The organism is Rhodococcus sp. KB6, assembly GCF_001445685.1.
Taxonomy (GTDB): Bacteria; Actinomycetota; Actinomycetes; order Mycobacteriales; family Mycobacteriaceae; genus Rhodococcus_F; species Rhodococcus_F qingshengii.
In genome coordinates this window covers 227,885-242,798 of record NZ_LNAK01000151.1, presented here as the reverse complement: position 1 = coordinate 242,798, position 14,914 = coordinate 227,885, and the positions used below count along the sequence as shown (strand labels likewise).

At 63.4% G+C, this 14,914-nt stretch carries 10 protein-coding genes; 6 read left to right on the top strand and 4 right to left on the bottom strand.

Annotation, left to right across the window (positions count from 1 at the left end; genetic code table 11):
• Nucleotides 1–17: 17 nt before the first annotated feature.
• Both ASU23_RS26820 and ASU23_RS26815 read left to right on the top strand, forming a co-directional pair.
• Nucleotides 18–1,313, top strand: coding sequence for a VOC family protein (locus tag ASU23_RS26820; RefSeq protein ID WP_047271733.1), 1,296 nt, complete (start codon nucleotides 18–20; stop codon nucleotides 1,311–1,313).
• On the top strand, nucleotides 1,300–2,805 hold the full coding sequence (locus ASU23_RS26815) for an aldehyde dehydrogenase family protein (protein ID WP_058039074.1): 1,506 nt from the start codon (nucleotides 1,300–1,302) through the stop codon (nucleotides 2,803–2,805). Before ASU23_RS26820 ends, ASU23_RS26815 begins: the two co-directional genes overlap by 14 nt.
• Here ASU23_RS26815 and ASU23_RS26810 read toward each other — a convergent pair.
• From ASU23_RS26810 to ASU23_RS26800, 3 genes are read right to left on the bottom strand one after another with little or no spacing between them, the layout of a single operon-like run.
• The gene (locus tag ASU23_RS26810) at nucleotides 2,756–3,541 is read right to left on the bottom strand and encodes an alpha/beta fold hydrolase (RefSeq protein ID WP_058039073.1); all 786 of its coding nucleotides are present in this window, start codon (nucleotides 3,539–3,541) and stop codon (nucleotides 2,756–2,758) included. The two genes, ASU23_RS26815 and ASU23_RS26810, sit on opposite strands and share 50 nt — an antisense overlap.
• On the bottom strand, nucleotides 3,538–4,602 hold the full coding sequence (locus ASU23_RS26805; RefSeq protein ID WP_058039072.1) for an isopenicillin N synthase family oxygenase: 1,065 nt from the start codon (nucleotides 4,600–4,602) through the stop codon (nucleotides 3,538–3,540). Before ASU23_RS26805 ends, ASU23_RS26810 begins: the two co-directional genes overlap by 4 nt.
• Entirely contained in the window at nucleotides 4,583–5,974 is a 1,392-nt protein-coding gene (locus tag ASU23_RS26800; RefSeq protein ID WP_007727244.1) for a uracil-xanthine permease family protein, read from the bottom strand. Before ASU23_RS26800 ends, ASU23_RS26805 begins: the two co-directional genes overlap by 20 nt.
• Nucleotides 5,975–6,108: 134 nt before the next feature.
• Here ASU23_RS26800 and ASU23_RS26795 point away from each other — a divergent pair, with 134 nt between their 5' ends.
• From ASU23_RS26795 to ASU23_RS26785, 3 genes are read left to right on the top strand one after another with little or no spacing between them, the layout of a single operon-like run.
• Nucleotides 6,109–6,672, top strand: a complete 564-nt coding sequence (locus ASU23_RS26795) for a helix-turn-helix domain-containing protein (RefSeq protein WP_007727247.1) — start codon at nucleotides 6,109–6,111, stop codon at nucleotides 6,670–6,672.
• A 55-nt stretch (nucleotides 6,673–6,727) separates the two neighbouring features.
• Nucleotides 6,728–7,732, top strand: a complete 1,005-nt coding sequence (locus ASU23_RS26790) for an acyl-CoA dehydrogenase family protein (protein WP_082661482.1) — start codon at nucleotides 6,728–6,730, stop codon at nucleotides 7,730–7,732.
• A 34-nt stretch (nucleotides 7,733–7,766) separates the two neighbouring features.
• Nucleotides 7,767–8,858 carry an N-formylglutamate amidohydrolase gene (locus tag ASU23_RS26785; RefSeq protein WP_058039071.1) on the top strand — a complete coding sequence of 364 codons (1,092 nt, stop codon included), beginning with the start codon at nucleotides 7,767–7,769 and terminating at the stop codon, nucleotides 8,856–8,858.
• 38 nt (nucleotides 8,859–8,896) lie between these two features.
• Here the strand turns inward: ASU23_RS26785 and ASU23_RS26780 are convergent, their stop codons facing one another.
• Nucleotides 8,897–10,228 carry an anaerobic C4-dicarboxylate transporter family protein gene (locus ASU23_RS26780; RefSeq protein ID WP_003940851.1) on the bottom strand — a complete coding sequence of 444 codons (1,332 nt, stop codon included), beginning with the start codon at nucleotides 10,226–10,228 and terminating at the stop codon, nucleotides 8,897–8,899.
• A 106-nt stretch (nucleotides 10,229–10,334) separates the two neighbouring features.
• On the opposite strand from ASU23_RS26780, the gene ASU23_RS26775 reads away from it, so the two are divergent.
• Nucleotides 10,335–14,882 carry an ATP-dependent helicase gene (locus ASU23_RS26775; RefSeq protein ID WP_058039123.1) on the top strand — a complete coding sequence of 1,516 codons (4,548 nt, stop codon included), beginning with the start codon at nucleotides 10,335–10,337 and terminating at the stop codon, nucleotides 14,880–14,882.
• The last annotated feature ends 32 nt before the right edge of the window (nucleotides 14,883–14,914 follow it).

Here is a 14,914-nt window from a genome sequence, read left to right as displayed (position 1 = left end):
CGCAATCGGACATTCGTATGGTTGAAACCTGGGAGCTACGTGCACGGTTCGCAGCGGCCCTCGCCAAGATGTATGGCGACGAGGTCCCCGCTTACAACACCTTGGTAGATGTAACGATGCAGGTGAACCGTGATTTTGCCGCCGAACATCCGGATTCTGCGGAGCGCCTGGGCAGCCTGGCGAGAGTCAGCGCCGAGCGTCACGGCGCCATCAGACTGGGGACTCTCGACGAACTACGTGACGTAGCCACCGTCTTCGGCGGATTCGGTATGTTTCCGGTCGGCTATTACGACCTCCGGCTCACCGACTCCCCCATTCCCGTTGTCTCGACGGCATTTCGCCCCACCGATCCCGCCGAACTCGCCCGGAACCCGTTCCGCGTTTTCACCTCGGTGCTGACCAGTTCCGATTCCAGGTTCTTCGACACCGACCTCGAGCGTCGGATCACCAGGTTCCTGCGTCGCCGGACCCTGTTCTCTCCCGAACTTCTGCAGTGGGCACGGCAATCGAGTCGCGAGGGCGGCCTGACGGAGCCCGAGGCGACACAGTTCGTCGATGCAGCGACCTCGGCGTTTCGGCTCGGCACCGATCCCATCGACGCGGGCTGGTACCGCGAACTCGCCGCAATCTCGCCTGTCGCTGCAGACATTGCGGGGCAGGGCTCGACCCACGTCAATCACCTCACCCCGCGAGTGCTCGACATCGACGAGTTGTACCGCCGCATGACCGAGCGCGGTATCACCATGATCGACCGCATCCAAGGCCCGCCGAGATGGAGCGGACCACCACTACTTCTGCGGCAGACGTCGTTTCGTGCATTGGCCGAAGACAGACTCTTCCGTCAGCACGACGGATCGGTCACCACTGAGCCCGTCCGCGTCAGATTCGGCGAGGTGGAGGCACGCGGAATCGCGTTGACCCGCAGCGGGCGAGCGATCTACGACCGACTGATCGCCACGCCCGAGGACGCCGATTGGGACAGCGAATTTCCGCACTCCGAAAGCGAACTCGATGCCGCGGGGTTGGCGTACTTCACGTTCCGAACCGAAGGAACTGTTGTCGTCCGCGATCCGATCGTCTACGAGGACTTCCTACCTGCCTCCGCGGCCGGGATCTTCGCATCCAATCTCGATTCCGTGACCGGATTCGTTTCCGATGCGCCCGGCGCCGAATACGGGCAGGATCGATTGGAGGGCGCCGTCGACCGCACCATCGAAGATCCGTTCGAGCTGTACCGCGCACAACAAGAGGCGTCACGTGCGGTGCTGCCTCCCGCCCACAACAACAGAGGACTCCCCAGTGAACCTGCCTGATTCTTCGAGCCTCGCCGATCGCGCCGAAAGCGCCCTTGCCGCGTGCGGTGTCGAGTGGCCCGCCGGCGACCTGAGCGCACGAACCCCCATCACCGGTACACAACTGCGTACCGTTCGGCAGCACTCCGGCCGAGAGGTCGACGACGCCGTCGAGGCGGCTCATCGTGCGTTCCTCACCTGGCGAACCGTTCCCGCTCCGGCGCGCGGCGCGGTCGTACGCCGGCTGGGCAGCTTACTGACCGAGCACAAGGATGACCTCGCGGAAATCGTGACGTTGGAGGCCGGGAAGGTCACCTCGGAGGCTCTCGGCGAGGTACAGGAGATGATCGACATCTGCGAGTTCGCCGTCGGTCTCTCCCGGCAGCTCTACGGACGCACCATGCCGTCCGAGCGTCCCGGACACCGGTTGACGGAAACGTGGCACCCTCTCGGCGTTGTCGGGGTTATCTCCGCGTTCAACTTTCCCGTCGCGGTGTGGTCGTGGAATACCGCCATCGCTCTCGTGTGCGGCGACGCCGTCGTCTGGAAGCCTTCGGAGACCACGCCGCTGACTGCACTGGCATGTGACGCCCTCCTCCGACGCGCCCTCGCCGACTGTGATGCACCGATCGACGTTCACCAGTTGGTCGTCGGCGGACGTGGCGTCGGTGAGGCTCTCGTGGACAACCCACTCGTGGCCTTGGTCAGCGCCACCGGTTCCGTGAGGATGGGCCGCGCCGTGGCTCCGCGGGTCGCCGAGCGCTTCGGACGAAGTCTCCTGGAGCTGGGTGGAAACAACGCCGCAGTCGTCACGCCGTCGGCGGATCTCGAGCTTGCCGTACGCGGAATCGTGTTCTCCGCCGCCGGAACTGCGGGGCAGCGGTGCACCTCACTTCGTCGGCTCATCGTGCACGAGTCGATCGCCGATCACGTCGTCGAGCGCGTTGCGGCCGCGTACGCACAGCTCGAGGTCGGCAGTCCCTTCGATTCCGGTGTTCTGGTCGGGCCGCTGATCAACGAAGCCGCGTTCGAGACGATGCAGAAATCGCTCTCGGCCGCACGCGCGGACGGCGGAACTGTGGTGTGCGGCGGGGACCGCGTCGGCGATTCCGGGTTCTACGTGACACCTGCCCTCGTTCGTATGCCCGCACAGACCGAGGTGGTGCGGGCGGAGACTTTTGCACCCATCCTCTACGTCTTGACCTACACCGACTTCGACGACGCCATTGCGCTGCACAACGGCGTGCCTCAAGGACTTTCGTCCTCGATCTTCACACTCGATCAGCGAGAAGCAGAGCGCTTCCTCGCCGCCGACGGCTCCGATTGCGGCATCGCGAACGTGAACATCGGAACGTCCGGTGCGGAGATCGGCGGCGCATTCGGCGGGGAGAAGGAGACTGGCGGCGGACGCGAGTCGGGTTCGGATTCGTGGAAGGCATACATGCGCCGAGCCACCAATACCGTCAATTACTCGGACCAGCTTCCGCTGGCTCAAGGGGTCGAGTTCGGCTGAACACCTGCCGGGCGAAATCGGTGATCGCGTCGATCAACTCCGGGAGCGCCGACAACTGCGGTGCATGGTCGGTGCCCAGGCTGACCACCTGGGCACCGGGGACAAGTCTCTGCATGGCGCGTTGAGCCTCGATCGGCACGGTTCGATCCAGCGTGCATTCGACATACAACCTCGGCACGGTTCCGAATCGCTCTTCCGTCCAGACCGGTGCCATCAGGCGGGCTGACTCCAGTTGTGGAACGAGCATGCGCGCGGCGAAGATCGCATCAGCCACCGGCGCTTCGTGGAAGAACACAGCGGCACCGGCTTCGGGCGGAACAGCCGTCGCATCCCCGTCGTCGGCGGGGACCAACCAACGTGAGATCCCGACCGGACTTTCCAGACCGAGTTCGATGCAGAGCATCCCGAAGTCCGTCTGCGATGGAAGCATCATCCCTGCAACGTACACAAGACCCGTTACCCGCGAAGGCAGCAACTCAGCCACCTGTGAGGCCACGATGCCACCGCCGGAGTGACCGACGAGGGCGCACTGTCCGTCCAAGGACTCGACAACTGCCACAACATGTTCGGCAACGACATCGAGATCGATCACGTCGTCTGGGTTCCAACTTCCCGAGCCGGGAAGCTCCACCACAACGGGATTGAAGCCGGCTGATTTCAGTGGGCCACACACACGATCCCAGACCCACCCGCCGGCCCACGCTCCGTGGATCAGGACGATGTTCCGTGCACTCACTGCTTGACCTCGAGCTCTGCAGCCGAAAGTACCCGAGCCGCCTCACGACCTGCGGCGGCGTTGGACTTCCCCTGCCTCGACCCGGCCAATTTGGCCTTGATGTGATCGCGAACGGTAATGGGTTCGTACTCCAAGCCGGAGTCGTCCTGAAAACTCGGCAAGGTCGCAATCACCGCGTCGACGTTTCCGTCATGGAAGAAGGCCGCCGATCGCCGGCGCTTGATGGTGCCGTTCACCACCGGAGGCGCAACTCGGTGCAGCGTGGACATCCACCTGTCGTTGGTCAGTCGCGCGGTGAGATCCCCGAGGTTGACCAGTAGCGCGCCGTCGTGCGGCCAGACATCGTGCCAGCGTCGGTCGGTCCCGAGCACTTGCAAACCTTCGACCTGATCCGCCCACAGCACGGTGACCAGCCCGAAATCGGTATGTTCACCCATCCCCTTCAACTCACCGTCCAACGTCACCGTCCCTTCGGGTAACGCGTAGTTGTTCATCCGCAGTACGTCGATGGAGTGGTCGGTGATCGACTCGAAGAATCCTGGGGTCAGCCCGAGCGCATCTTCGAAAATGGCGGTCAGTGTGCGTGCCACCCGCTCGCCATGGGCGTAGTAATTCTCCACCCGCTCCGTGAAACCGGACACTGCGGGCCACAGGTTGATTCCGTAATCGTCCTCCGACAGTTCGAGTTCGGTGAATGATCGGGCTTCGGTTCCGACGTTGAAGGCCTCGAAAAAGTCGTTCATTCTGGTCGCGGATTCGACGCCGAGGCTCAGGCTCAGCGACTCGCTCTTGGGTGGGCTGTACCCACGATTCGCGCCCTCGATTCGGTAGCCCGACTTCGTCTCCATCGGCAGCCCGAAGAAGTCGTCCATCGCTTCGGCGAGGCCGGAAGAAACGGCGGCCGGAACACCGTGGCCCCGAATCTGCATGAAACCTACAGTCCGACAAGCATGGTCGACTTCGGCCGCCACTCGCGCCTTGTCCTGGTCGGCACCACCGAGCACGTAAGGCGATATGTCGACTACGGGCACTTCGAAGGGATCAGACTGGGACTGTGACACTGGCGTCTCCTGCAGAGCTGGTGGCGGGTTCAGATTTTGCAGTGGCATGGAGGCTCTCTCGCGATCGCCTCGCGAGTTCACCGAGTCGGGTGTGATTGAACAGCAGATTGAGCGAAAAGGCCGAGGCCGCAGCCAAGGTGATGCCGCTACCGAGGAGGATCTGAGCCGAGGAGGGGAATCGCTCGAACATCCCCTCCGCAAATTCCGGAAGAATACCGATCCCCACCGATACAGCGGCGATCGTGGTGTTGATCGGGTCACTGAGATCGACCTTGCGCAGCGTGTTGATTCCGACCACGGCGACAGTGGAGAACAAGATGATTCCGACACCGCCGACCACCGGATCAGGCAGGGCTGCAACCACTTCACCCATTCGCGGGATGAGGCCGAGGACGATCAGAATGGCACCGCTGGTAGCGGTCACGTACCGGCTGTACACCCGGGTCGTGGCAACGGCGCCGACATTCTGCGAGAAAACGGTGTCGACAAAGGCATTGAAGATTCCGCCCAGAACTCCCGACATCCCGTCGGCCACCAGCCCTCGTGCGAGATCTGCTTTCTTCAAAGGCTTTCCGGTGATCTCGCTGACTGCCAGCATGCTCGCCGTCGATTCTGCGAAGACGACTGCCATGACGATACTCATCGCCACCACGGCGGTGACGGGAAACTCCGGAGCGCCGAAGTGGAACGGCATCGGGAAGCCCACCCAGGCCGAGCCGCCGACGCCACTCAGATCGATCAGGCCCATCGGGATGGCGATCACGGTGCCGATCACCAGCGCCATCAGTACACCGAGCTGCGTCCACATCCCGCGGCCGAGGCAGATGAAGGCCACCGCGACCACAACGACTGCGGCAGCCAGCGCCAGATTCTTCGGGTCGGCGAACGACGGGGAGGTGGGGTCGTTTCCGACGATCAGTCCTCCTGCGACACCGATCAACGAGATGCCGATGACTGTGAGGACGACGCCGGTAACCAGGGGTGGGAAGTATCGGACGATCTTGGCGAACGGCACGGCCAAGGCAATGCCGACTACGCCACCGACCAGCATGGACCCGTACACCGCCTGCAGGCCGTACTCCTTGGCGATCAGAATCATCGGCGTCAGCCCGGCGAAGGTCGCCCCGCAGACGATCGGCAGCCGGACACCGGCGACCTTCCCGACGCCCAGGCTCTGAATGATCGTGATGATGCCTGCAACGAGCAAGTCCGCGCTGATCAGCATCGCGACTGTGCTGCGGTCCAGCCCTACGGCGGCACCGAAAACCAGCGGAACCGTGATGCAGCCGGTGTACATGATGAGGACGTGCTGAAGAGCAAAAGCAGACTGGCGGGCAAATGGGAGCCGCTGGTCGACAGGATGGATGGCCATGCGCCGATCTCCGTCCGAAGCTGGAAGTGTTTCGTGTACGGGACTATTCAGCACGTCGATAATTTCTTACCGTGGTCGAATTTGTTTCGTCTGTGTAATCAAAACTTTCACCAGAGCACTGCTATCTTCGGCACATGGACGACGACCAGAAGGCGATAGCGACCGCAATCGGGGCTGCCGTGCGGACGGCGCGAAAAGAAGCCGGACTGACGTTGCGCGAGGTTGCCGTGAAGTCGGGCTTGTCCCAGCCCTTCCTGAGCCAGACCGAAAACGGCCACGCAGTACCCAGTGTCATGAACCTTCATCGCCTCGCGCAATCGCTCGGCACCACGGCGCACGCACTCTTGGCACAGGGTGAGCGAACTCCGTCCAGCCTCGTCCGCGCCGGCGAGGGGCGAACCTTCGAACTGGCACACGATTCGGTGATTCGATTCTGCTCCACCGGCTCACGGACCATGGAACCCAACGAGATCACGGCAGCACCTCATTCCGAGGCAGGTGAGCACACCGAGCACGCCGGCGAAGAGTTCATTCATGTTCTCGAAGGATCTGTCGAGGTCGAGGTGGGACTGGACGAGCATCACGTTCTTCACGTAGGCGACACCCTCCTCTACACCTCGACCATCCCGCACCGGTGGTTCAATCGCACCGATGCGGTCGCGAGGTTCCTCATCGTGAGTTCGCCGCCCTCGTTCTAGATGCGCGGCTGAGGTTCCACACCACAACCCCCCGCTCACGGCTTACCCTGACAGCGTGACCATGTGGCCGGAACTTGCGCGCGAAATCGCCGATACCGTTCTGTTTCCCGTCGCCGACAGCGTCGACGCCGACGGAGAAATCCCCAGCAGCCATTTCGACGCGCTCGCCGCCGACGGCTTCTACGGCATCGCCGCCCTCGGTGAGGGTGGCCCCAGCAGCGAAGAACTGGTCGAGGTCCTCGAAACCTTGTGCGGCGGTTGCCTCGCGACGACGTTCACCTGGATGCAGCATCACGGCGTCGTCGGAGCCCTGGCGGCGAGTCCCAATGCACCTCTGCGCGAACAATACTGGGACGGTCTGGTTTCCGGCACGATTCGCGGTGGGGTTGCCTATGCCGGCGCCATCCCCCGCCCACCGCTCCTGTGGGCGAAGCGGGTGAACGACGGCTACGTCCTCGACGGGATCGCCCCCTTCGTCACCGGTTGGGGCATCGTCGATGTTCTCTTGGTGTCGGCGCGCGACGAGTTCGACAATTCCATCGTTCATTCCGTCGTACCGGTGGGCGAGGCCCCGGGTCTGACGATCGAGGAGCTTCCACTGATCGCGGCGCGCGGAAGCAACACCGTCCGAATCGTGTTCGACGCTTTCGAAATTCCCGATACCGACGTCTGTGCTGTCGTCAGCGACGAACAATTCCAGAGCACCCAGCTCCCCGGCTTGTGGCTCAACGGCGCGATGGCCATGGGCATCACCCGCCGCGCTGTCACCGAACTTGCGGATCTGGGAGTCGACACCGACGCGTTCGAGGAACAAGCCACCCGGGCGCGCGCCGATCTCGATGCAGCACTGCGCGACGGCGGCGACATGTCGGCCGCCCGCGCCCGAGCGTCGGAACTTGCGATACGCGCGTCGGCCGCACTCGTGGCTGCGACCGGAAGCCGCGCTCTGGTCGGCAGCAACACCCCCGAGCGGCTCATGCGTGAAGCCACCTTCACTCTTGTCGCGGCTGGTCGCCCGGAGATCAAAACAGCTCTCGTGGAACGACTCAGCGGATACTGAGTACGCAAGGTTGTACTCGATTACGCTGGGGCTCATGACCAGTGGAGAACCAGTACTCATCCCGGCCGGAACCGTGTTCACGCCGGAGGACCTGACGTTCTATGCCGATCGCGACTCCCGCAGTCTCGACGACGCCATCGCCGACGCCGACCTTCTTGTCAGTTGCCCACACTCGGGTTCCGCGATTCCAGCAGAACTCTCACGTTTTCTCGCACCCGAGTTCACACAGCGGCTGCAATTCGACTTCACCGACATGTCCACCAGTCCCATCGTGCGCCGTTGGGCCGAAATCGATTCGCGCATCGTATACGTGGAGAATCCGCACCCTCGCATGATTCGCGATCCCAACCGTGCGAAGCCCGAAAACCTGGAAGCGTCACTGCGCGAAGCATTCGCCCGCGTCGACAAGGCCGGTGCCGGCAACAAAGCAGACCTCACCGGCGTCGACGCAGTTCGCCCTGTCACCTTCTCGTTCTACCCCCTGCTGCTCGAGCCGACCGACGACGCGGGCTGGAAGAACCTCGCCGAGACCTTCACCGAGACAGCCGAACACGGTTTGGGTGTCTACGAAAGAACTCGCGACACACTGATCGAAGCCATGGTGGAGAAGAGCTTCGAACTCGGTCGATCGTTCACGACGTTGTCGTTCCACGACACGATGAACCACACCACCCGGCGGGACGGCGCCGTCAATGTCGAACGGCCGGAAGCAGATCGACTCCCCGACGTCGTCGCACTCTCCAATCGTGGCGATCACGACGGTAATCGACGCGGCGACAATCCCGTGACGATGGATCCGGAGCTCATTCGCACACTTGCGGTCTCACATCGCAAGGGATTTCAGGTCGACGATCCGGATGCGGTCGCTCTCAATCAGCCGTACCTCGGCAGTTTCGAAATCATCCGAGCCGGAGCGAGATTCGCCGAATTGAGCGCCCGCGCCGCCGAAGCCGGGATCACGTTGAGCGCGGTTCAGGCCGAATTCAAACGAGAATTCCTACTGGGAGACGAACTGGCCGCCTACATCATGGAACCCGGCGTCGACTGGCCGACACCCGATGCCGAGCGGGTGGACCAACTCGCCCACGCGTGCAAGGCGAGCTGGGACCACTACCGCAACAGCTGACTCAGCGCTGTTACTCAGGGCTGACTCAGCCGCAATACTCAACCGAGCACCACTCCGAACAACGCGCCGGCCGCAATCGTCGTGACGGCCAAGATGATGGTCGGCAGGAAGAACGAGTGGTCGACGAGCTTGGAACCGAGCTTCGTGCTGCCCGAGAGGTCGAAGTTCGCAGCCGCGATCTGCGAACCGTTTGTCGGCAACAGATAGACGCCGGCAAACGCTCCGGCCCACATTCCGCTCACCAGACCGGGTGCAATCCCGGCAGCGAGACCGATCGGCACGATGGTCCTCGTAGCGGTCGACTGACTGGTCGTCAGTACACAGACCAGGAAGACACCGAGCGCGAAGATCCACGGCGCGGCGTTGACCCAGTCGCCGACGGTGCTCGTGATCAGCTCGGAATGGGCGCTGATGAACGTGTCCGTCAGCCATGCCAGACCGAACAGCGCGATGGCCGAGACCATACCGGCACGGAACACCGTCGACGACGGCACGTCGGCGACATTCGGGCGGCACACCAGCAGGATCAACGTACCCACGACGAACATCAGCATTTCGATGATCGGTGTCATCCCCATCGGAGTACCGTCGGCAGCTTCGGGACGAATCCCCTTGAACAGGCCGAAGATCACGATAGCCAGGACGCCGGCCAGGAAGATCAGTGCCGCGTTTCGTCCGGTCTTCGTCGAGACGAGTTCGGTCTTGGAAGCTGCACCAGGTCCGGCCAATTCGCCCGACTTCATCTTCGCCTGTATCTCCGGGTCGTCGTCGAGATCTTTGCCGAGTCGGTTGACCGCGATGGAGGAAAGGACGATGCCGACAACAGCAGCCGGGAAGGTGATCTTGATGATGTCGATGAGTTCGAAATCGTAGGGCGGCACGTCGGTCAGCGTGACCATTGCCGCCATTGCCGCGGACACCGGACTACACGCCAGCGCCACACCGGTCGAGACAACTGACAGCGACAGCGGTCGTGACGGCCGCACACCGTTCTTGTACGAGACGTCGTAGATGACGGGGAGCAGTGGGTAGAGGATGTTGGACGTGCCGGCACCGACCGAGAACAGGAATGACACCAACGGCGCGATCAGCGTGATCTGTTTCGGGCGAGATTCGATCAACTTGGCCGCGATGGTGACCATCCAGTCGATACCACCGGCCGCCTGCATCATCGACGACGCGAGGACGACGGACAGGACGATGAGGAGAGCGTCGACCGGCGGACTGCCGACGTCCTCTCCGAAGACGAACACGAGGACGGCAACACCTGCGCCGCCCCACAGACCGAGAGCGACACCGCTCGATCTGGTACCCATGACAATCGCCCCGAGCACTACCGCCAGCTCGAGGACAATCTTGACTGCTTCCATCAGGCACTCGCCTTCTCGATAACAAGAGAATCGCTATAACAGGGCAAATAGTATGCTCTGCACTTCGGCTGCAGGCACGAACACGCTGTCGGTGGGAAGGGGCAATATGGTGGTCGTGACCAACGTCCTCGGTAGGTTCTCGCCCGCCACACGCGAGTGGTTCGGCGGGGCTTTCAGCGCGCCGACTGCTGCGCAGCTCGGTGCCTGGGAATCCATCGCGAGTGGCTCTCACACTCTTGTCGTCGCACCCACCGGCTCCGGCAAGACATTGTCGGCGTTCCTGTGGGCGCTCGATCAACTCGCCGCCAAGGACGAAGGCGAACGCGCCACCAAAGTCCTCTACATTTCGCCGCTCAAAGCGCTGGGTGTGGACGTCGAGCGGAACCTTCGCGCGCCGCTGGTCGGCATCACGCAGACGGCGAAGCGTCTGGGCCTCACCCCGCCCGAGATCACCGTCGGTGTCCGTTCCGGCGATACGTCCCAGGCCGATCGACGCTCGTTGATCAAACGTCCTCCGGACATCCTGATCACCACGCCTGAGTCGTTGTTCCTGATGCTCACCTCCGCTGCCCGGGAAACACTGGTCGGTGTCGACACCGTGATCGTCGACGAGGTTCACGCGGTGGCGGGTACCAAGCGTGGCTCGCACCTTGCGCTCTCACTGGAACGCCTGGACGGCTTGCTCGAGCGTCCGGCGCAACGCATCGGATTGTCGGCCACTGTCCGTCCGCACGAGGAGATCGGGCGGTTCCTCGCCGGTTCGGCACCGATCCGAATCGTGGCACCGCCTGCCGCCAAGACATTCGACCTCACGGTCCGTGTTCCCGTCGAGGACATGACCGAACTGGGGATCGCGACGCCGGACGACGGTTCCGAATCTCCCACCCCGCAAGCCGGTTCGATCTGGCCCCACGTCGAGGAACAGATCGTCGACCTCGTTCTCGACCACCGATCGTCCATCGTGTTCGCCAACTCTCGCCGCCTCGCCGAACGATTGACAGCCAGGCTCAACGAGATTCATGCAGAACGCATCGGTCTGGCCGTCGAGAAAACATCTCGCCCGCCCGCGCAGATCGGGGCTCCCACCGAGGTCAACTACGGCGCCGAACCCCTCCTTGCTCGCGCCCACCACGGATCGGTCAGCAAAGACCAGCGAGCCCTCATCGAAGACGACCTCAAATCGGGTCGATTGCGATGCGTCGTCGCCACCAGCAGCCTCGAACTCGGAATCGACATGGGCGCCGTCGACTTGGTCATCCAGGTGGAGGCACCGCCTTCTGTTGCCAGCGGCCTGCAACGTGTCGGTCGCGCCGGCCACCAGGTCGGCGAGATATCGCGAGGCGTCGTCTTCCCCAAGCATCGCACCGACCTGATTCATTGCGCGGTGACCGTCGAGCGCATGGTCGAAGGCAAGATCGAAGCGATGGCCGTTCCGGCCAATCCCCTCGACATCCTCGCTCAGCAAACTGTTGCGGCCACCGCTCTCGAACCGATCGACGTCGACGACTGGTTCGAGACGGTGCGCCGAAGCGGTTCCTTTGCAACGCTTCCCCGTTCGGCGTACGAATCGACTCTGGACTTGCTGGCGGGGCGGTACCCCTCGGACGAGTTCGCCGAATTACGTCCTCGCCTTGTCTGGGATCGTGAGTCCAACACGCTCACGGGCCGCCCGGGTTCGCAGCGTTTGGCCGTCACTTCCGGCGGCGCAATCCCCGACCGCGGCCTCTTCACCGTCTACATGGTTGGCGAGAAAGCGTCCCGCGTCGGCGAACTCGACGAGGAAATGGTCTACGAATCCCGGGTCGGCGACGTCTTTGCGCTCGGCGCCACCAGTTGGCGGATCGAGGAGATCACCTTCGATCGGGTTCTGGTCAGCCCCGCCTACGGCATGCCGGGTCGTTTGCCCTTCTGGCACGGCGACGGACTCGGTCGCCCCGCCGAACTCGGACAGGCGTTGGGACAATTCGTTCGAGAGACCGCGCTGGGTAACGAAGCCGACGTCGTCGAGCGTTGTCGCGTGGGCGGGCTCGATCACAACGCCACAACCAATCTGATCCAACTCGTCGGTGAGCAGAAAAATGCCACCGGGCAGGTGCCGTCGGATCGAACCCTGGTGGTCGAACGCTTCCGCGACGAACTCGGCGACTGGCGTCTGGTGCTGCATTCCCCGTACGGCCAACGGGTTCACGCACCGTGGGCCCTCGCCATCGGGGCGCGCCTGCAGGAACGATACGGCGTCGATTCCAGTCCGACGGCCTCCGACGACGGCATCATCATCCGTCTCCCCGACACCGAGAACGAACCTCCCGGCGCCGAACTGTTCACCTTCGACGTCGAGGACATCGAAGATCTGGTCACCCAAGAGGTGGGCGGCTCCGCGCTCTTCGCTTCCCGATTCCGCGAATGTGCCGCCCGCGCACTGCTTCTCCCCCGCCGCAATCCCGGAAAACGTGCACCACTGTGGCAGCAGCGTCAGCGGTCGGCGCAACTGCTGGACGTCGCCCGCAAGTTCCCGACCTTCCCGATCCTGCTCGAGACCGTACGCGAGTGCTTGCAGGACGTTTACGACCTGCCTGCACTGAAGGAATTGTTCGGCAAGATCGAGAAAAGGCAGATTCGAATCGTCGAGGTGGAGACGGCCTCTCCGTCTCCGTTCGCCAGTGCGCTCCTGTTCAACTACGTGGGTGCGTTCATGTACGAGGGCGACAGCCCCCTCGCCGAGCGACGCGCCGCCGCTTTGTCCTTGGACTCCACGCTGTTGGCCGAACTCCTCGGCCGCGTCGAACTGCGCGAGCTCCTCGACGCCGGAGTGATCGAGCAGGCCGAACGTGAACTGCAACGGCTCGTCCCTGACCGAAAGGCCAAAGACCTCGAGGGTGTTGCCGACCTCCTCCGCATGCTCGGCCCGCTGACCACCGAAGAAGTCACCGAACGCTGTCTCGAGGACCCGGTCTCATGGCTCGAGAAGTTGGTTACGGACAAACGCGCCCTCCACGTCTCGTATACGGGCGAGAGCTGGTGGACCGTCGTCGAAGATGCAGCGCGGCTTCGCGATGGACTCGGCGTTCCCCTACCCATCGGCGTTCCGGCCGCGTTCATCGAGCCGGTCGATCAACCACTCGACGACCTCTTGAGCCGGTACGCCCGCACCCACGGTCCCTTCACTCTCGCCGACGCGGCTGCACGCTTCGGTCTCGGAGTATCAGTCGCGCGTGACGTTCTCGGTCGGCTCGCGCTCGAAAAGCGGGTCCTGGAAGGTGAATTCCGCCCGTCTGCAACCGGGAGCGAATGGTGCGACGCCGAGGTCCTGCGTCGCTTGCGGCGTCGCTCGCTCGCCGCGGCACGGCAGGAGGTCGAGCCGGTCAGCACCGCGACCCTCGGGCGATTCCTTCCCAGTTGGCAGCACGTGGGCGGCACGCTGCGAGGAATCGACGGTGTTGCAACGGTGGTCGATCAACTTGCCGGCGTTCCGATTCCGGCGTCCGCTCTCGAATCGTTGATCCTGCCGAGCCGAGTTGCCGACTACTCTCCCGCGATGTTGGACGAACTCACGTCGACGGGTGAAGTCCTGTGGTCCGGATCGGGAGCTATCTCGGGCAAGGACGGGTGGGTAGTGCTGCACCCCGCCGACCTGGCACCGATCACGCTCAATTCACCCGCCGACACCGACGTCTCGGAATTGCAGAAGCGCATCCTCGACCTGCTGTCCGGCGGCGGTGCCTACTTCTTCCGCCAGTTGGTCGACGCGTTGCGAACTACGGAGTCGGCTGCGGACACGGTCGACAGTGCGGTGACAACGGCACTGTGGGAGTTGGTGTGGCTCGGACACATCGGTAACGACACCGTTGCGCCGCTGCGCGCACTTCTCTCCGACACCACCAGAACAACAACCAGTCACCGATCACCTCGCCGTGTTCCGCGGGCCCGTCCGTACCGCGGAATGGCCCGCGCTTCCACGCCCGCGCGCACGGGACCGGCAACCGCCTCCGGTCGGTGGTTCCAGCTGCCAGGTATCGAACCTGACCCCACTATCCGGGCGCACGCCACGGCTGATCTGCTGCTCGAACGATACGGCGTCGTCACCCGCGGTTCGGTGATGAGCGAGAACGTGCCGGGCGGTTTCGCGTTGATCTACAAGGTACTGAGCACGTTCGAGGACAACGGGCGCGCTCGACGCGGATACTTCGTGGACACCCTGGGCGGCGCTCAATTCTCGACGCCTCCCGTGGTGGACCGCTTGCGGACGTTCGGTGATTCCATCGAGGGGCGCCACACCTCCTCGGCTGCAGTCACTCTCGCGGCGTGCGATCCGGCAAACCCGTACGGCGCGGCGCTGCCGTGGCCGGCGTCGGGGGGCGAAGAGTCACCAGGACACCGACCCGGGCGAAAAGCCGGCGCATTGGTAGTTCTGGTGGAGGGTGAGTTGGTTCTGTTCGTCGAGCGCGGCGGTCGCACGATCCTGACATTCACCGACGACGGCGGAACGTTGCGCCTGGCAGCACTGTCACTTGCTCAGAAGGTGACTTCTCGCGCCATCGACAAGTTGGTAGTGGAGAAGGTCGACGGAGAGACCATCCACGGCAACGATTTTGCTCCGGTCCTGGTCGAAGCCGGCTTCGCGGCCACCCCTCGCGGATTCCGGTTGCGGTCATGAGGATTGGGGTCATGATGATTGAGGTCATGATG